The organism is Streptomyces sp. NPDC059832 (assembly GCF_042731715.1).
Classification (GTDB): domain Bacteria; phylum Actinomycetota; class Actinomycetes; order Streptomycetales; family Streptomycetaceae; genus Streptomyces.
This window is the reverse complement of the sequence record NZ_JBHWIY010000056.1, coordinates 1-21,210: the sequence shown is the minus strand read 5'-3', so window position 1 is coordinate 21,210 and position 21,210 is coordinate 1. Positions and strand designations below refer to the sequence as shown.

Annotated in this window: 14 protein-coding genes and 5 pseudogenes; 9 read left to right on the top strand and 10 right to left on the bottom strand. The window is 67.7% G+C overall.

Annotated features, from left to right (window positions below; genetic code table 11):
- Positions 1-257 precede the first annotated feature (257 nt).
- Positions 258-1,376, top strand: a complete 1,119-nt coding sequence (locus tag ACFV8T_RS42510; protein ID WP_385338474.1) for an IS630 family transposase — start codon at positions 258-260, stop codon at positions 1,374-1,376.
- Positions 1,377-1,627: 251 nt separating this feature from the next.
- Here the strand turns inward: ACFV8T_RS42510 and ACFV8T_RS42505 are convergent, their stop codons facing one another.
- From ACFV8T_RS42505 to ACFV8T_RS42485, 5 genes and pseudogenes are all read right to left on the bottom strand, one after another.
- On the bottom strand, positions 1,628-5,959 hold the full coding sequence (locus ACFV8T_RS42505; protein ID WP_385338472.1) for a trypsin-like peptidase domain-containing protein: 4,332 nt from the start codon (positions 5,957-5,959) through the stop codon (positions 1,628-1,630).
- Positions 5,956-6,327, bottom strand: coding sequence for a CU044_2847 family protein (locus ACFV8T_RS42500; protein ID WP_385338470.1), 372 nt, complete (start codon positions 6,325-6,327; stop codon positions 5,956-5,958). The genes ACFV8T_RS42505 and ACFV8T_RS42500 overlap by 4 nt, the downstream gene beginning before the upstream one ends.
- 196 nt (positions 6,328-6,523) lie before the next feature.
- A pseudogene (locus tag ACFV8T_RS42495) lies at positions 6,524-6,673 on the bottom strand (transferase); the annotation flags it as partial.
- Positions 6,674-6,957: 284 nt separating this feature from the next.
- Positions 6,958-7,341, bottom strand: a complete 384-nt coding sequence (locus tag ACFV8T_RS42490) for a DUF6415 family natural product biosynthesis protein (protein ID WP_385338467.1) — start codon at positions 7,339-7,341, stop codon at positions 6,958-6,960.
- The gene (locus ACFV8T_RS42485; RefSeq protein ID WP_385338464.1) at positions 7,338-7,805 is read right to left on the bottom strand and encodes a hypothetical protein; all 468 of its coding nucleotides are present in this window, start codon (positions 7,803-7,805) and stop codon (positions 7,338-7,340) included. The genes ACFV8T_RS42490 and ACFV8T_RS42485 overlap by 4 nt, the downstream gene beginning before the upstream one ends.
- A 166-nt stretch (positions 7,806-7,971) precedes the next feature.
- Between ACFV8T_RS42485 and ACFV8T_RS42480 the strand changes: the two genes are divergently transcribed.
- Both ACFV8T_RS42480 and ACFV8T_RS42475 read left to right on the top strand, forming a co-directional pair.
- Positions 7,972-9,210: a hypothetical protein gene (locus ACFV8T_RS42480; RefSeq protein WP_385338461.1), complete on the top strand. Its 1,239-nt coding sequence runs from the start codon at positions 7,972-7,974 to the stop codon at positions 9,208-9,210.
- Between the two features lie 14 nt (positions 9,211-9,224).
- Complete coding sequence (locus ACFV8T_RS42475; protein ID WP_385338458.1) at positions 9,225-9,809, top strand: GNAT family N-acetyltransferase; 585 nt, start codon at positions 9,225-9,227, stop codon at positions 9,807-9,809.
- A 100-nt stretch (positions 9,810-9,909) separates the two neighbouring features.
- On the opposite strand, the pseudogene ACFV8T_RS42470 reads toward ACFV8T_RS42475, so the two are convergent.
- Both ACFV8T_RS42470 and ACFV8T_RS42465 read right to left on the bottom strand, forming a co-directional pair.
- Positions 9,910-10,677, bottom strand: a pseudogene (locus ACFV8T_RS42470) (transposase).
- 74 nt (positions 10,678-10,751) lie between these two features.
- Positions 10,752-11,024: a YrhB domain-containing protein gene (locus tag ACFV8T_RS42465; protein ID WP_385338455.1), complete on the bottom strand. Its 273-nt coding sequence runs from the start codon at positions 11,022-11,024 to the stop codon at positions 10,752-10,754.
- A gap of 92 nt (positions 11,025-11,116) precedes the next feature.
- On the opposite strand from ACFV8T_RS42465, the pseudogene ACFV8T_RS42460 reads away from it, so the two are divergent.
- Positions 11,117-11,884 (top strand): annotated as a pseudogene (locus ACFV8T_RS42460) (transposase).
- Between the two features lie 65 nt (positions 11,885-11,949).
- Here the strand turns inward: ACFV8T_RS42460 and ACFV8T_RS42455 are convergent.
- On the bottom strand, positions 11,950-12,543 hold the full coding sequence (locus ACFV8T_RS42455; RefSeq protein ID WP_385338453.1) for a hypothetical protein: 594 nt from the start codon (positions 12,541-12,543) through the stop codon (positions 11,950-11,952).
- 306 nt (positions 12,544-12,849) lie between these two features.
- Here ACFV8T_RS42455 and ACFV8T_RS42450 point away from each other — a divergent pair, with 306 nt between their 5' ends.
- The 3 genes and pseudogenes from ACFV8T_RS42450 (at position 12,850) to ACFV8T_RS42440 (ending at position 15,253) form a co-directional block, all read left to right on the top strand.
- Entirely contained in the window at positions 12,850-13,242 is a 393-nt protein-coding gene (locus ACFV8T_RS42450; protein WP_351266638.1) for a hypothetical protein, read from the top strand.
- 111 nt (positions 13,243-13,353) lie between these two features.
- A pseudogene (locus ACFV8T_RS42445) lies at positions 13,354-14,731 on the top strand (IS1380 family transposase).
- 177 nt (positions 14,732-14,908) lie between these two features.
- Positions 14,909-15,253 (top strand): DUF2750 domain-containing protein, encoded by a 345-nt coding sequence (locus ACFV8T_RS42440; RefSeq protein ID WP_317863918.1) that lies wholly within the window; start codon positions 14,909-14,911, stop codon positions 15,251-15,253.
- Positions 15,254-15,517: 264 nt separating this feature from the next.
- Here the strand turns inward: ACFV8T_RS42440 and ACFV8T_RS42435 are convergent, their stop codons facing one another.
- Positions 15,518-18,850, bottom strand: coding sequence for a hypothetical protein (locus tag ACFV8T_RS42435; protein WP_385338450.1), 3,333 nt, complete (start codon positions 18,848-18,850; stop codon positions 15,518-15,520).
- Between the two features lie 242 nt (positions 18,851-19,092).
- Between ACFV8T_RS42435 and ACFV8T_RS42430 the strand changes: the two genes are divergently transcribed.
- Entirely contained in the window at positions 19,093-19,782 is a 690-nt protein-coding gene (locus ACFV8T_RS42430) for a class I SAM-dependent methyltransferase (protein WP_385338447.1), read from the top strand.
- Positions 19,783-19,792: 10 nt separating this feature from the next.
- On the opposite strand, the gene ACFV8T_RS42425 is transcribed toward ACFV8T_RS42430, so the two are convergent.
- Complete coding sequence (locus ACFV8T_RS42425; protein WP_385338445.1) at positions 19,793-20,512, bottom strand: GntR family transcriptional regulator; 720 nt, start codon at positions 20,510-20,512, stop codon at positions 19,793-19,795.
- A gap of 487 nt (positions 20,513-20,999) precedes the next feature.
- Here ACFV8T_RS42425 and ACFV8T_RS42420 point away from each other — a divergent pair.
- Positions 21,000-21,210, top strand: a pseudogene (locus ACFV8T_RS42420) (hypothetical protein); the annotation flags it as partial.

Genomic DNA, 21,210 nt, shown 5'->3' with positions numbered 1-21,210 from the left:
GAGGGGAGGAGGGGGGGTGGGCGGATAAACCCCAAAAAAAAACGCAGGGGGGGGGGGGGGGGGGGGGGGGGGGGGGGGGGTCCCACGGGGGCTGGGGAACCCGCTTGCGGCGCCCCCCCAGGCCGGAGCCTGTTCCGTCGATTACCGCCCCTTGCAGAGGGCCTGGGCCTCTAGTGCCGTGACCGCATTGGTTCGCCGGGTTGGGAGTCGTGGCGGTTGGATGTGCGGTGACGTCCGATCCGATGGCTGGGGGTGTGGTGGCTGAGCCTGTCCGTGTGCGCAGGTTGACCGACCAGGAGGGGCAGAAGCTGCAGCAGATCGTGCGCCGGGGCAGCACCAGTTCGGTGCGCTACCGGCGCGCGATGATGCTGGCCTCGGCAGGCGGGAACCGGGTCCCGGTGATCGCGAAGCTGGTCCAGGCCGACGAGGACACCGTCCGCGACGTGATCCACCGGTTCAACGAGATCGGCCTGGCCTGCCTGGACCCTCAGTGGGCGGGAGGCCGTCCCCTCCTGCTCAGCCCTGACGATGAGGACTTCGTCATCCAGACGGCCACCACCCGCCCGACCAAACTCGGCCAGCCCTTCACCCGCTGGTCCATCCGCAAACTCGCCGCCTACCTGCGGAATGTGCACGGCCGCGTAATCCGGATCGGCCGTGAGGCGTTACGGTGCCTGCTGGCCCGCCGCGGTGTCACCTTCCAGCGGACCAAGACGTGGAAGGAGTCCCCGGACTCCGAGCGCGATGCGAAGCTGGATCGGATTGAGGAGGTCGTGGGCCGCTTCCCGGACCGGGTCTTCGCGTTCGACGAGTTCGGCCCGCTCGGGATCCGGCCCACCGGTGGCAGCTGCTGGGCTCAGCGGAAACACCCCGACCGGCTGCCGGCCAACTACCACCGAACCCACGGTGTGCGGTACTTCCACGGTTGCTACTCCATCGGCGATGACACCCTGTGGGGCATCAACCGGTGCAAGAAAGGCGCCGCCAACACGCTGGCCGCACTGAAGTCGATCCGCGCCGCCCGGCCTGACGGCGCCCCAATCTACGTGGTTCTGGACAATCTGTCCGCCCACAAAGGCGACGACATCCGACGCTGGGCGAAGAAGCACAAGGTCGAGCTGTGCTTCACTCCGACCTACGCGTCTTGGGCGAACCCGATCGAGGCGCACTTCGGACCGCTGAGGCAGTTCACCATCGCCAACTCCAACCACCCCAACCACACCGTGCAGACCCGGGCCCTGCACGCCTACCTGCGGTGGCGCAACGCCAACGCCCGCCACCGCGATGTTCTGGCCGCCGAACGTAAGGAACGGGCCCGCATCCGCAGCGAGAAGGGCATCCGTTGGGGCGGACGCCCTCTTGAAGCTGCAGCCTGACCAGACGGGTGAATCTATGGTCAGAGCGTCAAGGACGCGTGCAATACATCAAACATGCCGCGAAGTTCGGTGGCGTCGATCGGATCGATTTCCATTTGCAGGTGACACACATCGTCGTCACCGTTGGGTGTCAGGCGCATGAAGAAGGCGAAACCGTCCCCGACAGGTTCGGCATTCCGCAGCGAGAGGGGCCTCCGCTGGGGCGGACGCCCAAACCTTCCCGGTCAGAGCACTAGCGAGCTCCCTGACCATCAGCAGGTCTTGCGGTAGGGCACATCGGGGATGTGCTCCTTCCACTCCTTCTTGGTCAGACCGCCGCCCGACATGGCGCACAGCTCGTGAACGAGCCTGGACGGAGCGACGGGATGAGTACGGAACCCTTGGCTGTCCAAGGTGACAAGGGCGGAGCTGTCAGCGGTGAAGGTTGTCAGTGCGATGTCCCCCGTGGCGCTGGTGAGGGAGGGGCCCACCTGGCGACGGGCGCGCAGGTCCCAGAGTTTGACCTCGTCGGCCCCGGGTGGCTCCTGGTCCGCGGTCGTCGAGTTCTCGTGGACGACGGCGATCAGGTGGCCGTCCGAGGAGTGGGCCGTGGGGACTTCGAACGAGGCGGGGGCTCCGAGATCGAGAGGCTGTCCCTGGCGGCGGAGGGTCTGCGGGTCGAGGAATGTCAGGTTGTTGTCTACGCTGTCCGGGTTGGTGTAGGCCGTGGTTCCGTCGGGGCCGTAGCCGTCGAGGTGCAGTCCCGCAGTGCCGGGGACGAGCACCTTGCCGGAGGGGACCGCCACCGTGCCCAGGAGGGGGCTGACCGTCACGGCTTTCCCGTCCGGCCGGAACGTCACCATTGTGGAGAAGTCGATCTGCGCGGTTCTGAGGGTGAAGGTCTTCTTCCGGATCAGCTTCATGGTTCTCAGGTCGTAGAACCTCAGCGAGTTGGTGTAACCCTTCGCCCCCGCGTTCCCGACCCTCTCGTAGGTGACGTACGTTGTGCCGTCCGGTGAGAACGCGACGGTCTTCGTGAAACCGCCCAGACTGCCGGGCAGGATGCCGAGCCTGGTGCGCTTGTTCGTGTCCCAGATCTCGACCTTGTCCAGCCCGCGGGAGACTGCCAGCAGCCCGCCGTTCGGGCTGAGCAGCATTTTGCCTGCTTGCGCGAGCGCGATTTCCGTCCGCTTGTTCAGAGGCGCGGTGGACCAGATCTGTATCCTGCCGTCGCCGGATCCATGGACGGCGACGGTCGACCCGTCCTCGCTTGCCACCGCCCCCGAGGTTGAGATTGAAGGCTCGGCGCCGTACGAGGTTATACGGGAAATATCAACGGAACGGAACGTCCCGTCGTCGCCCACGCACCGAAGTTCGGTGTCGTCAGAGGAGAACCGGAACGTGCCGGGGTCGCAGAAGCTGATGGCTGTGGGGTAGGTGAAGAGGGGTGCGATGCCCTGGGAGTACGTCGCGTCCCAGAGAGTGAAGCCGACGGAGACGAGCTTTCCGTCGTGGCTGAAATGCACGTCGCCGCCGTACGTGTCCTGGTCCGCATTCTCCTCCGGCACCTGCTGGAAGTCTTGGTAGCTGACCTTTCCGCCGTCGGACAGCTCGGACACGCGCAGGCCTTTCTCGGTCAACACGGCAGTATGGCTGCCGTCCGGACTGAATGCCATCGCGCCGGGGAAGTCCGTGTGCTTGATGTCGAAGTCCGGCACGGGGAGGTTCTTCCCGGTCCTGAGGTTGACCCAGATGACGGTCGCTCCGGTGTCCTGGGCGCTCGTCAATGACAGCCGCCCTTCGTCCGCGGAGAAGGAGGGGTCGAACGGCATGCCGCCGGTGCGCTGGAAAAGGGCCTTTCCGGTATGGGTGTTCCAGACCGTGGCAACGTAGTTGCCGTCCTTGCCTCCCACGTCGGCGACCAGGAAAGTGCCCTTGGGACTAAGGGAGAAGACGGCGGGTCCGGTCGGGTAGGGGCGCCCGCGTCGCTGGAGTCCGCGGGTCTCCAGAACGACGGTGGTCTCGTCGTCGGTGCTCACGGCCACCGTCGTGCCGTCGCCGGACAGACGCACGTTCCGTACCCTCTCGGCCGTCCGGTACGAGCCGAGCTGCTTGCCGGTGTCCACGTTCCAGGTGCCGACGTGTGTCCTGCCCCCGGCAACGAGGATTCGGCCGCCATCGTCAAGGGCGGAGGTCGTCACGTCGAACTCGGGCAGTTTGACGGCCCGTTTCTCAAGCTGGTTACGCACAGCGAGGAGCCCCGACCACGCCTCGGGAGTGTCGCCGAGGCGGGCGGCCGCCACGGCCAGCCGCCGGGCGAGCCCCGGGTTGGTGCCGCCCAGCGACTGGGCCAGGCCAGCGACCTGCGCGGAGGTGGCCCTGTCACGCTGGTGGACGACGGTCTGCCGCTGGTCGAACGCGACACCAGCGGCGACGCTGACCGCCAGCAGCAGGACGCCGAATAAGGCAGTCACCATGCGGCGCCGACGCGTGAGGTACCGACGGTGGGCACGCCCCCGCCGGACGTACTCCCGCTGCGCGTCACCCAGTTCACCGCTGCGTGCCGGAAGCCACCGCTTCGCGGCGTCCAGGGCGGTGGCGGTCGGCAGGAGTTCCTTGGTCTGTCCGGCCCCGTCCCAACGGGCCATGTCTAACTGAAGGTTCTCGCGCCAGTCCAGGAAGACGCGGTCCTCCCTGACGCGCGAACTGAGCCTGTCCCAACTGGATATGAGCGCCTCATGGGCCAGCTCGATCGTCTCCAAGGCAGACGACTCGCCAGTGGGCTCGGAGTGCTCGGGACCTTCCGAACCTGGATCCTCGTGGCTCTGACTTGGGTTGATGACCAGGATCCGAGCACCGGCCAGGCGCTGGGCGATCCGCCACTCCCGGTCGCTCAGCTCCGCCCGTGAAACGAGGCGCCGGACTGGCGTATCTGTCCCGATGGGAGTGCGCACGAGCCGGGTCAGCAGTCTCTCTGCGTGCTTGTCTTCCGCGTCCCCCTCGTCTTCCCCGTCCGCGTCTTCGTTCCCGCCCTCGTCGTTGCCGGCGTTCACCTCGCCGACGTACTGCTCCCAGATCCTGTTGGCGTGCTTGCCCAGGGCGCCTCTCACTCCTCCGAGTGCGTCGTAGGCGTCGTGGGTGAGGTGTCCGCCGCGCTGACCGTCCCAGAGCTGGGCGAGGGTGAAGCTGAGGAGGGGCAGGATTCCCGGCGCGTTGCCGACGTCGGCCAGGATGCGGTTGACGAGTGCGTCTTCGTAGGCGACGGCAGGTAGGCCATCGATGGGCTTGGTGACGATGTCCCGCAACTGCTCCTGGCGCATCGGCTCCAGGGCCTCGATCCGCTTTTTGGCGAGCAGACCGAGGCGGGGATGGGCCAGGACGGGACCTAGGAAGTCCGTGCGCAGGACAGCCAGCACGGAAACCGTCGGCGGTGACTTCGGGCCGAGGACGTCGGCCAGGGCGTCGATGTCATCAGAATCGAAAATCTCCTCGTCGAGGAGTTCCTCGAACTGGTCGACGACGATCAGCAGCCGCGTTGCGCGTTGCACGCGCAGGACGCGTGCGGCGACCTCGCGGATCCCGCGGCTGACGATCTCGTCCGCCACCGCGGAGATCCGCGCGAACTTCTCCGCCTCGGCGCAGTCGCGCTCCAGCAGGTCCAGCAGTACAGAGGCCAGGCCCCTGAGGGCGGTGGAGTAATGGGCGGGGCGGAGGATCGCTACCGTGTCCCCTTCGGCGCGGCGCTGCGGGGCCACTCCCGCCATCGCGAGCGAGGACTTGCCGCAGCCCGAGGGGCCCACCAGGGTGGTCCACCGCTGTTCGCCCACAACCCGCGCGAGCCGGTCGCTGTCGGCTTTCCGGCCGAAGAACGTGGTGGCGTGCGCCTCTTCGAACGGTTCAAGGCTGCGAAACGGCGAGGGCGGACGTGCCAGGGCTCCTAACGGGGGCCAGGAAGCGATCAGCTGATCGACAGGGATCATGAACCCGGCTGCCGGTTCGCCGAGTTCAGCCTTGACCGTCATCCCGACCACAGCGCCGAGATCCCGGGACCATACAGGGCTGCCGCTGAAGCCCCGGGACACGCGATAGCCGGCTCCGACCCGGTCGACCTGGATATGACCGTCGGCCTGTGGCCCGCGCAGGACACCCTCGTGCCAGACGCCCTGACCACGGCCCTCGGGAAAACCGACGATCTCGGTGGCGTACCCTCGCAGGTTCTCCGGCTCGATGTCGACTAACCGTACCGGCCCGGCACCGGGTACCGCCCTGTCCAGCCGCAGCACCGCGACGTCCAAGCCGCTGCCGCCCGCGGCCTGCGAGGGACCCCACCGCACGACGCTGGCCGTGACCGTCACAGCACGATCGCCCGGTCCGGACAGCAGCGGCAGGTCCACGTGCAGGCGCGCACCCTCTGGAGGCTCACTTCTGTCCAGGCCGAGCGCTGCGGCAACGACATGCGCGCAGGTGATCGCATGGCGGTCGTCGACCAGGAATCCCACGCCGAGCGGACCGGTCGCGATATCAGGTTCCGGTGGGAACCTGAGGATCCGCAGGATGGCCGTGTTCGGGAAGGAAATACCGCCGGCTTCGCCCGCCGGCCTCATGCGTCCCCGCCGGACGGCTCGGAATCAGGGCCATTCTCCGCAGGTTTCTTCCAGTTGAGCGTCACCTTGAAGTTGGCCGCCGCCGCAGTGCTCGACACCACGACATCGGCCTGGGCGGTCAGCGACAGCCCGAACTCAAGACCGATCTCGTCCGGTGCCTGCTCCATGCCGACAAACCCCTCGAGGAAACTCTCGGCCACCGGCCTGATGCCGGCCAGCATGTCCCCGAGTGAACGCGTGGCACGCGCCGCTAACCTCCCGGAGCGCGACACGTCGGCCAGACCCTCCCCGACCTGCTCGATCTGAACCTGAACCGTCTGCCGCTGCCCATCCTTGGCGTCAACCGGCAGCTCCACCACTTGCTTCATCCGTCCCCCTACGCCATCCCACGCCTCGGCCCGGCAGCCCCGGGCTCATCCGACCAGGATTCTCCAGTTCACCGACCAGAGAGTCTGCGACTGCACAACGGTTCCACACAGGAGAGGCCAAAGTGTCTCGATCCCATCGGCCAGCGGCTCAATTGAGCCGCTCGGTGAACGCGATGCCGGCGATCAGCCCCACGGGCTCCGCAATGACTCCGTGAGGTTTCGCAGCAGCGGCCAGCCTGAGCAACCTGCCCACCTCAGGGATGCAACTCTTCTTGAAACCCGCCTCGGAAGCGACACGCTTCGCAGCCACCACGCGAGGCGGAACCACACGCTCTGCCATGATCACGGATCCCCCTTCACCGTGAACATGACGCTATCCGCCAGCAGAGGAGTCCGTACGGAGTTTCTCTGCCCAGACCCGGCAAACCTTTCCGGTCAGAGCACTAGCGCCGGTGTCCCGTCTTTCCAGACACTCACTCATCACCCGATGACGCCGCGCACCGCCCGTTCCCGGGCCGGGCCGGCGGCCACCGGGCACCCGCTCCGGGCCCCGCCACAGGGCTGCACCAGCAGCAGCTGGACCGGCCCGGCGGGCGGCGGGTCAGCAATCGGGTCAGCGCCCCGCAGACGTCAGGAGGACGGAACCGGCCGCGCCTTTAGGAGCTGGTCCAGTGATCGGTACAGCGCCCGTACCAGCCGGGCCCGTTGCTGGGCGTGCGCGAGGGTGGTCTGGGAGGTCACCGACAGGCGGCGCTCCGCCTCCTGGAGGACCTGCTCGGCCACCGGCCGCAGCTCACTGTCAGCCGGCAGGGCCTGGACGTGCTGGCTGACTTCGGCGGCGACGATTCGGGCGTGCCCGGTGAGGAGCAGGGCGATCTGCGCGCAGTCGCCCGCCCGCAGACCGCTCGCGTCCTTCCGTGCCAGCATTGCATCGACCAGCGCCATCATGGGCGCGCGGTCGAGCGGCAGCTCCTCGGCCAGGAGCGCCTCGGGGTCGTACAGCACCGTGTTCATGACCGTGGCTCCTCTGGTTCCAGGCCCGTGACCAAGTTGGTCGGGTCGGTGGCGATGACGAACAGCCCGCGGTCCAGCAGCCAGGACCGTTGCGTGTTCCAGTCGTGCCAGCGGTAGGCGATGTGCGCGAACGCGGGGACGACGATCCCGGCGACCCGGCCGCTCTCCACCGCTGCGCGGATCCGTGCCCAGCCCGGCCGCAGCTCCGTGTCCTGGTCGAGCGGCCCGGTGTCGGTCACCGCGCAGCCGGCCGGAACGTCCCAGCCCTGCGCCTGCGCGTGCGCGGCCAAGGGTGCCGTCACCAGGTGCTCCGTGCCCGGTACCGGGACCACGGCGTACAGCGCCACCGCGGTCACCGGCGCGACGGGGGCCCCGTCCACTGCCGGGGCACGGAGTGCTGCGATCTTCCTGCGCACCCGGGCAGGTAAGGGCCGGGCGGTGGTGTGGCGGGACGAGTTCGGCATGGGGGCCTCTCCGGTTGTCGGCGTACTCCCAGATAAGCGCGACTCGTTCGGGTGGGCTCAGGCCAGAAAGCGGGCATCTCCAGAACAGGGACCGGACAGTTTTACCAAGGCAGAAGAGCGGCAGGACTACCGTCTGTGCCGCGACCGGAAACCTGTGGGGGAACCGATGGACAGACAGCGAAACACTCAACTCGAAGCCGCGATGGCCGAGTACGGCTTCACGCACCAGGGCCTGGCCGACGAGATCAACCGGATCACCGGCCGGATCTTCGGAGAGTCCCACCCCCGCAAGTGCACCGACCGGCACGTCAGACGCTGGGTCAGCGGCGAGGTCCGATGGCCCTGGACCCGCTACCTTCACGCCCTGGAACAGCTCTTCGACCGCCCGGCGCAAGCACTTGGCTTCATCCCGAGAGGCAGGAACAGCGCGAACCTGCTGGCCCCGCCGCGGTCTCCCGCACCGACGAAGGAGGCGCCCGTGCGCCGCCGCCGCTTCATCACCGCGACCGCCGCCGCGACGGTCGCCCTTGCCCTCAACATCGACGAAACCCCCGTCAACGGCCGTCTGTCGATGAGCGACGTCGACCGCGCCCGCGAGCGGATCGACCGCCTCGATGCCCACTTCAGCGCCATCGGAGGCCAACCCCTCCTGACCGTCGCCACCGCCTACCTCGACCGCCTGACCACCGCGGCCGACCGCTGCACCTACGGGCCCCGTGTCGAGCAGGCACTCCACACCGCGATCGCATCACTGTGCAGCTCGGCCGGATGGGCCGCCGACGACGCCGGCGACCTGGACGCAGCACACCTGTGGCGTACCACCGCACTGCAGAGGGCCATCCTCGGCACCAGCCACCAGGCCCAGGCACGGGCCTGGTCCGACCTCGCCATCCACGCCCGCCGCGGCGGACACGACCGCGAAGCCCTGCGCATCAGCCAGACCGCCCTCACCAGCCGCGAAGCCCGCCAAGACCCCCGCTACGCCGCCCTGCTCCAATCCCGCCTGGCCATCAGCCACGCCCGCGCCGGCAACCGCCCGGCAGCAGCCCGCGCTCTGCTCGCCGCCCAGGCCGCTTACGACCGCGTCAACTCCACCGACCCCGCTCCGCGCTGGCTGAACTTCCTCACCGCCGCAGAGATCAGCGGACTCGCCGCCATCACCCACCAGGCAATGGGACGCCTCGCCGAGGCCGAGACCGCCACCACCCAGGCCCTCACCCTCCTTGAACCCCGCCTGCGCCGCAGCCGCGCGTACTACGGAGTCCAGCTCGCCGAACTCCAACTTGCCCAGGGAAACACCGCAGGCGCCCGAACCACCGCAACCACCATCGACGCCACGCACATCGGCAGCCGCGCCATCACCAGCCGGCTCACCACCGTCCACCGCACCCTCGCCGCCGCATAGGAGAACCCCCCGCAGTGACCGCTGACATAGAACTCCGCCACTACACCACCCACCACCGCACCGCCCAGCTGCGCACGCTCCTGCTGGACGTATACGCCGAGGTGTACGCGAAGGAAGCGCAGACCGACCCGTTCTGCGCCGTCGACCGGTTCGCCGAAGGACTCCACAGCTGGATGACCGACCCCGACTGGACCTGCATCGTCGGCTACGACCACGGACAGCCCGTCGGCTACGCCTACGGAGCTCCGCTGTATCCCGCCAGCCGCTGGTGGGGCGGACTGCTCACCGACGTACCCGCCGGCACCATCACCGAGACCGGCACACGCACCTACGCACTCAGCGAGCTGATGGTCCGCACACCCTGGCGCAAAACCGGCACCGCCCGCCGGCTCCACGACGAGCTGCTCGCCGTCCGGCCCGAGAAACGCGCCACGCTCCTGGTCCTGAAGGACCATCCCAAGGTCCGGGCACTGTACGAATCATGGGGCTGGCAGACACTGGGCGACCTACGCCCACGCATCCCGAACGCGCCGCTCTTCCACTCCATGCTGCTGGACCTCCCACCAGACCACGGACCCGTCGTCGCCACCGTTCCGTAAGAACTGCTAACGAAATGATTAACGGGGAACGCTAAGGGCTGTCCCGTAAATGATCTTTGAGTCGGTGGAGGCGTGGCTCCGCGGGCGACGGCGGCCGCTCCTATCCGGCGAGGTTGAGGTTGTGCAGGCGGGCGATGCCGAGCATCGCTTGGTGAACCCCATCCCCTTTGAGGCGGCAGTCGCGGAGGATCTTCCAGGTCTTCATACGGGCGAAGGTGTGCTCGACACGGGCGCGGACCTGTTTGTGGGACTTGTTGTGGGCCTGCTTCTACTGGGACAGCTCTTCGCCTTTGCGGCGGCGGTGAGGCATCACGAGTCCGGTGCCGGGATAGCCGCCGTCAGCGATCGTCATGGTCTTGCCGACGGCGGCTCTGGCGCCGGATTCCTCCCACGCCTTGCAGTCGTTGCGGTTGCCGGGAAGGGGCTTGCCGACCACGACGACCAGGCGGGTGTCGGCGTCGATGACCACCTGATGGTTGGTCGAGTACCGGTAATTCTTCGACTGCTCGGCGATGCTGTGGTCGCGGGTCGGCACCAGGGTCCCGTCCACGATCAGCACCGCGTCCTTCGCGAACCGTTTCCGTGGCTGCAGCGCAAGCTTCGGCCCGAGATGGTCGATCACCCGGTCGGCAGCCGACTTCGACACCCCGAACAGCGGCGCCAGTTGGCGCATTGTCAGGTTGGTGCGCCAGTAGGCCGCGACCAGCAGCACCCGGTCCTGCAACGACAGTTTCCACGGCCGGCCCCGCCCGGGCTCGTCCGCGCCCTCGCTTCGCAGTGCGGTCACCAACTTCCCGAAGCAGCGCGGGCTCAGCCCGGTGAACGGGGCTATCCAGGACGGTTCAGACGCGGTGATCACACCAGCCACGGCCGTGATCATCGCACATCGTGATCACTTAAAGGCTGTCCCGCAAGTGGGTCAGGCGTGTGGGAAAGCTGCGCTCAGGTGCGTGGGTTCCTCCAGAGATGACGCTCGTCGAGGGTCCCAAACCGCACATCGCCGCTGTCGAGGTCAACCAGGATGGGCCAGCAGTCCAGCAGCTGCTGTCGCACATCACGTGAGGAGAGGTACTGAACGGAGTTGTAGGGGGCGATCAAGAGCCCGTTGCTCTCCCGGACACGTTCTGTATCGACGGCAAGGGGCGGCTCGTTGTCGCGCTGGCTGCGCTCCAGGAACGAAACCGCGAGATGCAGGGCCTCCGCTTGCTCCAGCATGTGTCTCCCTTTGATATGCATGGCTGAGGCGACTTTACGGCCACGTGCGGCTGCCCTGCATACCTCTCATTCGCCGATGCGATGATCTTGCCGTGGCTGGTGTGATCACGGCGTCTGAACCTTCCTGGATAGCCCCGTTCACCGGGCTGAGTCCGCGCTGCTTCAGGAAGTTGGTGACCGCACTGCGAAGCGAGGGCACGGACGAGCCCGGGCGGGGCCGGCCGTGGAAACTGTCGTTGCAGGACCGGGTGCTGCTGGTCGCGGCCTACTGGCGCACCAACCTGACAATGCGCCAACTGGCGCCGCTGTTCGGGGTGTCGAAGTCGGCTGCCGACCGGGTGATCGACCATCTCGGGCCGAAGCTTGCGCTGCAGCCACGGAGGCGGTTCGCGAAGGACGCGGTGCTGATCGTGGACGGGACCCTGGTGCCGACCCGCGACCACAGCATCGCCGAGCAGTCGAAGAATTACCGGTACTCGACCAACCATCAGGTGGTCATCGACGCCGACACCCGCCTGGTCGTCGTGGTCGGCAAGCCCCTTCCCGGCAACCGCAACGACTGCAAGGCGTGGGAGGAATCCGGCGCCAGAGCCGCCGTCGGCAAGACCATGACGATCGCTGACGGCGGCTATCCCGGCACCGGACTCGTGATGCCTCACCGCCGCCGCAAAGGCGAAGAGCTGTCCCAGTAGAAGCAGGCCCACAACAAGTCCCACAAACAGGTCCGCGCCCGTGTCGAGCACACCTTCGCCCGTATGAAGACCTGGAAGATCCTCCGCGACTGCCGCCTCAAAGGGGATGGGGTTCACCAAGCGATGCTCGGCATCGCCCGCCTGCACAACCTCAACCTCGCCGGATAGGAGCGGCCGCCGTCGCCCGAGCAGCCACGCCTCCACCGACTCAAAGATCATTTACGGGACAAGCCTTAGCCATCGAGATTGAATTGCTCGATGACCTGCTTCGCAACGTCTTCTGGCGAGAGGTGGGTGTTGTCGATCCGCAGGTAGTCCGTGCGGTCCTGGAACTCCGTAGTGGAGTTGAGCCGGTGCCTCTCGTCCATATCCAGGAGCCGACGCTGCGACGCATCGAGGTCGCGCTTGGATGGCTTCTCGGCGAGCCGGGACGCGCCCGTGTCCCGCTGCAGCCTGGCCTCTTGGCTTGCCTTGAGCTCGAGGTAGAGAACTCGGCCGCCTCGCTCACGGAACGGAAGGGCGTACTGCTCCAACGCTCGCTGACCGTCTGGCTGGTCGAATGCCCACACGTAGGTGAAGATCAGGCCGGGCAAGTCGCTCGCGGCGACTTCTTCGATCAAGCTCTGTCGGAACCCGTCAACGAGGCGCCCGAACGCCGGGCTGCCGAAGTCGAAGAAGCGAAGAACCGGCTCGATGGCCATGTGGTTGTGGAACAGGCGGAGCCCGGTGCGCGTGGCGATCTCGTGACCGACGGTCGCCTTGCCAACAGCAGGCGGCCCGACGATGTACAGGAGTGTCGGAGCAGTGAGAGAAGATCCTTCGGCCATTGCCCGAACCTAGACGGGACGTGGACTCCCTGGCCAGCGCCTTCCTGCTGAGCTCCCGCCCTTCCTGGTCAACAGCCTGCACTCGGTCAGGTCAGGCCGGGCCGCTGCTCAGAAGGTGCACCGCTTACGGGACAGCCCTTAGCCTCGGGCTTTCATGACGATTGTTCGATCAGCCTCTTGGCTGGTTGCTTCCACTGCCTGTGATCTGGGCTGTTGCATCTCGGCCCGGTCGTCATCTTGGCCACGGTGCTTTCACCTGTTGAGTGACGCATCCATCCGGCGTGGAACAGCTGGCAGGCTGTGCCCATGGACATGGAGGTGCTCAGCGCAGATGACTACGAGTCGGTGCATCGGGCAAGCCAAGGTTTGGCGGCGCGGTACGGGATGGTGACGCTCAACGCCATGATGGAGGCGTGGGAGGCATTGGTGCAGGATGTCGAAGAGGGCTTCGACTCCGAACTCGTCTGGGAGTACGCGAACATGCTTCGTTGCCGCGGCTGGCTGGCGGAGGCATGGCCCGTGTTCACCGACAGGATTCGGGCCGCGCGGCAGGCGGAGCTCGACGCGCTGGATGCCCGCTTCCAACTGGCTACCGTGCCGCTGCACGGCCAGGCGGACGATGCGCGGTGGCATTCGCGGCGACCGCTTCTGATCGTCGGCGACACTTTGCTGGAACTGCCTGGATCCTGGGTCCTGTGACACGTGCGAGCTGATGTCCAACCGCCGGTCAGATCACCGGAGAGTGCCTCTGAACTGGTGAGATAGGGCTTGTCTAGGGTCCTGTCCGCCCCAACGAGAGGCACTCTCCAGGTGAGGAAGCGTAGCGCGTCGTACCCGCGTGTCCGTATCGAGAGTGGCGGTCACGGGGTGGTCTCCCAGGCCGGGGGTGTGCTGCTGGTCGAGACCGCCCGCAAGAGCGGCCTGGATACCGCGATATCGGCGGCGCTCGTGCCCTGGCGGCGCCCTCGGACGGTGCACGATCCGGGCAAGATCCTGCTGGATGTGGCGCTCGCGGTCGCGCTGGGCGGAGAGTGTCTGGCCGATGTCGGCATGCTGCGGGCCGAGCCTGCCGTGTTCGGGCCGGTGGCCTCGGACCCGACCGTCTCCCGTCTGGTCGACCACCTCGCCGCTGCCGGGCCGAAGGCCCTGGACGCGATCCGCACCGCTCGGGCCGATGCCCGCGAGTACGTATGGAAGCTGGCCCGGAACGAGGCGCCGGATAGGGACGGCCACGTGATCGTGGACCTGGACGGCGTGCTGGTACTGGCGCACTCCGAGAAGCAGGACGCCGCCGCCACCTGGAAGAAGACCTACGGGCACCATCCGCTGATGGGCTTCGTCGATCACGGACGCGGCGGCACCGGGGAGCCGGTGGCCGCCCTGCTGCGGCCGGGGAACGCGGGCTCCAACACCGCCGCCGACCACATCACCGCCACCCGGCTCGCCCTGGCCCAACTTCCCCAGCGGCATAGGCGCGGCCGGTCCACACTGATCCGCACTGACTCCGCAGGCGGCACCCACGAGTTCGTGGCCTGGCTCGCCCAGCGCGGGAGGTGGCTGTCGTACTCGGTCGGGATGACCATCACCGAGCAGATTCACCAGGCTGTCCTGAAGGTCCCCGCCTCTGCCTGGACGCCCGCCGTCGAACCGGGCGGCGAGATACGCGACGGCGCCTGGACCGCCGAGCTCGACGGAGACGTCCTCAAGGGCTGGCCGAAGGGGATGCGGCTGATCGTCCGCAAGGAACGACCCCATCCCGGCGCCCAGGTGCGCTTCACCGACGCCGACGGGCTGCGGCTCACCGCCTTCGCCACGAACACGGCAGACGGGAAGATCACCGACCTCGAGCTGCGGCACCGTCAGCGCGCGAGGGCCGAGGACCGCATACGGGCCGCACGGGCCACCGGTCTACGGAACCTGCCCCTGCACGACACCGCGCAGAACCAGATCTGGCTGGAGATCGTCCAGCTCGCCCTCGACCTGCTGGCCTGGCTTCCGATGCTCGCCCTGACCGGCAAACCCCGGCTCTGGGAGCCCCGCCGCTTGCGGCTGCGACTGTTTCTCCGCCGCCGCCCAGATTGTCACCACCGCCCGCCGCCGGCACCTTCGGTTCGGCCGTCACTGGCCCTGGACCGACGTGATCACCAACGCGGTCCAGCGACTTGCGGCTCTCCCGAACCCCGGCTGACCAGCAGCGTCACCCGCCCCAACAAGCCTGGTCACCCCGCCGGAAATCGTGGAACCCGGCGCCCACCCGACGCGACAGCCGGGCCCTCACCGCACCCGCAACCAGCCACGACACCGAAACGGCCCGCCGGATAATCCGACGGACCGTCACGAAAGATCGAGGTTAGGCTCCCGTGGCATGAGTCAGAGTGGTTCGCAAGCGGCAGCGTTCTTCCGAGAGGCCCGCCAGAGCGGAGTGGTCTGGTTTGTCCGGGATGACGAGGGAAGCCCGGCTCCCCTCTCCGCGGATGGCACGCGAAGTCTTCCCTACTGGTCGACCACGGCCCGCGCCCAGCGGGCGGCGAAGATCTGGGGGCACGGGCTTCGTGTTGAGTCCATGCCCCTGGACGCCTGGCGCGATTGCGATCTGCCTGATGCTGCCCGAGAGGGATACATGATCGGCATCAACTGGAGCGGACCGCGCCTCGTCGGCTGGAGCTTCACCCCGGTGGAAGTTCTCAACCGACTCGCAGCGGGTGATTAGCCAGCGGCGCCGCTCAACACAGAGCGCAGCCGCCGCCAACAGATCAGAGCGCCCTCGTCGGATAGGTAAGGGCCGCACAATGACCCACCCCGCGGTGGCTCGGAGATCATTTACGGGACAGGCCTTAGCGGGCCTGCCGGTTGCTCAACAGGTTGCATAACGGGTTGCCTAACAGGTTGCCTAACAAGTTGCGTAACGGGTTGCCTAACAGGTTGCCAAGGTCGGATTCGCTTAACCGCTGTTCCCGCAGGTCAGCGGCGTGGGTCAGCGCGACGCAGACGCCGACACCTCTTTCCCCGAAGGGGAAGAGCACCCTTCTTCTTCCCCCCCCGGCCTGGACGCCGGCCCACTGTGCGGCGGTGCCCGCTCCCGGATCGCCTCCGCCGGGCTCTCCGCCGGGGTCGCCGCCGGGCTCTCTGCCGGGGCCTCCGCCGGGGGCGCCGCCAGCACCAGGATTCCAACTTCAGCGAACTCCGGCGTGGGCAGGAGGACACCGATTCCGGACCACGCGGGCGCGCCGTCCGTCTTCCCGCGCGACACAACGGACCCGTTGGACAGATGGTCGACACCAGTCAAGGTCACCGGGGCGCCCCACAATTCCGGATACAGCGGACCGTCAGCCAAAGACGCTCCCCGTACGGGCCGGCACCGAACCGGAGTCCGGACGATGTCGCCCGGACCGACAGCGTCCCACGTGGTGCAGCGCCATCCCGGGGGCGCCTCGGTGCGCCGCCGCATCTTGCGCGCCACGTCGGCTTCAACAGCCGCGCGCATGTCAATCAGCGCCACAACGCGGGTTGCTGCTGCCCCGCGGCAGGTGTGACTGGTCGCGTACTTCTCGGAAAGACCAATGGCATGCCACGTGCGGCGAATTCGGTAGACGTGCCCGACCAACTCGCCATCGACCGCCACCGGGCAGCGTCCCCGGTCGTCATACCGCCCGAACCGGTACCGAGGCACGTCGACACGCATCGGCGCTGCGGGCGCGTCGGAGACAGGCTCTGCCGCCTTCGGGCGGGGAACGGCGACACCCGGAACCGCACCGCCATCGCTCTCCCACTCCTCGGCGCTGCCAGGGTCGGACACGCCTGCAGGCGCCGGCGCACTGGTTCCCTTGGGCATACCAGCCGTCGCGATCTCCACGGCTTCCGCAACCTGGCCGATCGTGGTCAGCACCCGCGACAACTCCGCAGAGCTGCCCAGCCATCGGCCGCCCACACACGCATCCGACCGGCAAGCGTCGTACATGCCATCCGTCCACACCGCGACGATTTCACCGGCCACCGGTCCGCCAGCCCGTGCAAGCACTCCGGCCGCACGCACGATGACGGTGCTGGACCCCTGCCGCTCCATTGCGACAGCCCACCCGTTGGCCGCAGCCGTCTCGGCGATGTAGACAGCCGCGCGCGGGAGCCACACACCGGGCGCTGCCTCAACCTCAGCGCATACCCCATCGGCGTCCAGCACGGCGAGTGCTGCGCCGTCCAGCGGCTTACCCTCCGCCGGGATACGAGGAGCCTTCCACGGCTGTATCAGCGGACGCGACGCGCGGGTAACGGCTTGCTTGAACTCCGTCCCGGGGCCACGCCCGTGCTTGGCCTTGGTGGGGATGTCAGACGACTTCAACAGCCGTCCAGCATCCTTCGCAGCAACCGCACCGGCCAGCACACCAGCAAACCGCGCGTCCGTCTCCATCACGGTGTCCGCCTCGGTGGACAGCGCAAGAGCGATGACCGTACGGCCGTCCGCCGACACCCACCGCGACCGATCGTCCCCCTCCCCAGAGAACAGCCGTGCAGTGCGCGTACGCATCGCTTCCATGTCCGCCACCGCACGCTCCGCAGCCTGCACCCAGCGCTGCGCCTCCCAGCGCGCCCGCTCGGCGTCCATGGCGGCGGACGCTGCAACCGACGCAGCACGCTCCGACCAGCCCCGCGCGTCCGCGACATCGACACCCAGCACGTTGCCCTCGCGCACGTCCAGGACGAGCGCTTTCATGTCGACCATCCACGCGTGCCGCTCCCGCGCGATCAGGTCGAGCCGCGCCGCTTCCGCCTCCGCCCGTGCGGCGCACTCGGCAACCGGCACGACCCGCGGCCCCGTGGCTACCGGTGCAGGGGCGAGGGGGACGCCGGCCTTAGCCTCGGCACGCTCCGCCGCCTCCGCCTCGGCACGCTCCGCGTACTCCGCCCACGCGAACAGTTCGGCAACCTGACGCGCGTCCCGCTCACACCCGACCGCCAACACTCGCGCACGGTTGGCACAGTCGCGGGAGCGCTGCGGGTCGGTCACCGGGGAACCGTCGTACCACTCCCACCGCGCCCCACAGTCGACGTCGTGCGCCACACGCGACCGGCGGTCGATACGCCCAAGCAACGCACGCGCCTCCGCAGCCTCCGCCTCAGGCAACAGGTCGACCGGCCGCGCCGCCCACGCACTAAGCGTGTACATCATCAAATCGCGCGTGATCTCGTATGCCTCCGCCGCCCGTCCGGAGTGCTCCGCCGCCGCCTCCGCCGCCTCGGCACACTCCGCCGCACGCCGTGCCGCTTCACGCTCGGCCGGCCGCGCGGCCGCGCGCTGCGTCTCGATTACAGCCTCAGCAACACGTACCGAGGTGCGTCGTTCCTCCGCCTCGGCCGGTCCCTCCGCCTCAGCGAGCGCCTCCTCGGCCTCCTCCCAGCCACCGGCCAACATGAGCTGTCCTGCGACCACCCGCGCGGCATCGTCGGAGTCCAGCAGATAACCGATGCGCACCGCCTCGGCGTCAACCACACGCGCCACGGTCGATCCCGCACGGTCGAGCGTCGCAAGCATGGCCGCGCGGCACCCGCACGCCGTACCGCGGACGAAGCACCCACACCTGAGGCAGACAAGCTCAGCCGTCCCGCGCGCCGCCTCGGCCCAGTTCTGCGCCTCCTCGGCCGCCTCCTCAGCCTCTCCCAGAAGCTCACGCACGGTTTCCTCAGCCTCAACAGCGATGCGCCGGAATCCCTCGTCCAGGCCAAGCTCCTCGACCGCGCGCACCGCGGCCTGAATCGCGCGACGCTGCGCCTGAACCCGACGCAATGCAGACTTTGCCCGCTTGACGTACTCGGGTGCGCGTTCGACTGCTTGCTCGGCCGCCTCGGCCCATTCCTCCGCCTCGCTGGTCGTCCACGCGGTCTCGGCCGCTTCCCCCGCCGCGCACGCCTCGGCGTGGCACCCCTCCGCCTCCTCCACGGCTTTGCGAGCCTCGGCAACTGCGTCCGTGATCTTGCGAGATGCGTCATTCAGTACAGCGAGTGCAGACGTCTCGGCATCGACTGCCGGGGCAACGTCCACCGCACTGGGCGCGGCATCCGTGGCGGACCGGTACCAAGCCATGGTGTCCCGGTAACTGCGGCCGGCCGTTGCCCATTTGCCCCTGCACCACGTGTACCGGCCTGTACGGGAGTCGGACGGTGCCGATACGACCAGCGTCCATGCGTCGCGTTCCTCGGCCCGTTCGACCATGGCGCCCCAGCCTCGGTCCGTTGCTGCAGCGGCGAGCTTCCCAAGGTTGAGGGGGGCGTTGATCGCTTCAGACACGGGCATCGGGAGGGTGGTCACGGCCATTTCAGGGTCCTTCCGGGGCGCGATACCGCGGGGCTTGCTCCCGTGCGGTTGGTGCAGCCCCACCGTAATCGACTTTCAGTGCCACTTCAAGTTCAACTTGAAGTGGCACTGAAAGATTCCAGGAGGGGGCATCGGGAGACGAACCATGGCTACAGGTGATCTTGGTGACGCCACAGCACCCTCCGCCCATCAGTAGAGGGATCCCACCGCAGTGATCACGGTCAGTAGGGAACACTGGAGAGATGAAGACTTCCGCTGCTCGTGACGCATGGGTGAGCTACGGCCGGAACAGCGTCGGCAGCGGGCCCACGCGGACGTTCTTCTGGGACTGGTACCAGCGTGCCGGGCACGGCCTGGAGCTCCTTGGCGACGTGACCAACCGTGCAGTGGTGGAGCTCGGATCCGGGGCCGGCAAGCAGGCTGCAGCCCTGGTTCGGACCCAAGCCCCCGCACGGGTCACCGCGGTCGACAGCTCATCCGCTCAGCACGGCCGGGCCCGGGAACTCCACGCCGGCCTCACGAAGCTGGAAATGGTCCACGCGGACGCCGCGACTTACCTGCAGCAACGCCCCGGGGCCTTCAACGTCTGCTACTCGGTATTCGGGGCCATCGACTTCACGGACCCCCACACTCTTCTGCCGGCCATCAGCAACGCCCTTGCCCCCGATGGCCTGCTGGTCTTTTCCACGCTCGGGCACTTCCACACCGGCCACCCCGCAGAAACCGACGCCCGCCCCACCAACATCTCGGTACGCCAGCCGGACGGGACCAAAGGCACCCTGGCCCGCTGGGTCCTCGGCATCCCGGTGTGGACCAGGCTCCTCGAAGAGGCCGGCTTCGAGACCCCGGAAACCCTCACCGTGAACGACCCAGGAACCGACGGCCGCCCCCCGATCGCGACGAACATGTTCCGCGCACGCCGCAGCAACTGAACCGACTCAATCAGCTGCGCAGCGCCCGAGTGAGCTCGAAAGCCTCGGCCGACCACCGCCAGTCCACAAGCTCCAGGACATCACCGGTGGCATCGACCAGAATATGCAGCACGCGCTGCAGACACACACCCCGCGGCAGCGCCAGGACCTCTCGCTCGACCACACTCGCAGAGCGCGCCGTAATCGTCTCGCTGCGCCGCAGCGCCCCGTGCCCAGCAGCCTCTACAGCTGCCTGAATGCTGTCCAGCGCCTCGGGATCGTCCAGACCCGCAGCGCGGGCAATCGAAGCCGGCACATAGCGGGTCGCCAAGCGCAGCGCAGTACCCTCCGGCGTGCCCAGGACACGGTCATGAACGAAGACCTCCTCGCCCAACGAGAGCCCCATCCGGGCCGCTACGTCGCCCGGAGCAGGCACGTACGCCACCGTTGCGGGGCGCAGCGGCACCAAGCCCTCCTCAAAGGCCCTGCGCCCGATGGGGAGCGGCTCAGGGGAAGGCGCCGGGCGCACCACGGTGCCACGCCGACGCACGGCCTGTACCAGGCCTTCGTCTTCCAGTTCAGTGATGGCTTGAGAAGCGGTCTGCTTGGCCATTCCGTACTGGGCAGCCAAATCCCTCAGGTGAGGCAGAACATCGCCCGGGGCGTACTCGCCCCGGGCGATGGCTGCACGCAGATGGTTGGCCAACTGTCGATAGGCAGGAACTCGCTGCGCAGTCTCCGGGGAACTCATGCAGACACTATATTCCTAGGCCTATAACCACCGCGCCTTGAGCAGCGGAACACCCCCGCGCGGGCTCGGCGCGGCGCAGCAGGCTCCGAAACCCTCATTCCGAGAGAAATAGCAAAGCCCAGAAATGAATCACATGCACAAAAGAGAACACCTGAAACCCGCACACTGAGGTACAAAGAAGAAGAATGCGAGGAGATCAAATAAAGGGGCGCAGCGAATTATTGGCCTGAATTTCTCCTCTTTGCGCGCGCGCTGCTCCGCAGAGACGTCGCGCCGCCGCTACGCGGCGGTTCAGCGCTACCGCGCTGAATGAATCAAAGCCGCTACGCGGCTTCCGAGTTGCCGCGCTCCGCGCTTCGTGGGGGGTGCTGGAATTTCCCGGAATTTCTATAGTCCTAGGTTTATTGAGCCACCCTCCGGGCAGAATAATCCTAGGACAAAGAGAGCGAGCGAAAGGCCCGCCGGTCCTGAGAGAAGGAGTCGACAGATGACCATCACGACACAGACCCCGCACCGTGACCCGCGCACTTTCGTCGCACCGGAGGTGTGGGAACGGGAGGTTGCTCTCCTGGTGCGTGACCTCCCCTACGACAAGGTGATGGCTGTGAGGTTCGGGGAGAGGGCTCTGGGGTGTTCGGGTTTGCTTGTCAGTGATGAGGGGTTGTTTTTGTGCTGGTCAGTGGGTGTGTCGGCTGACT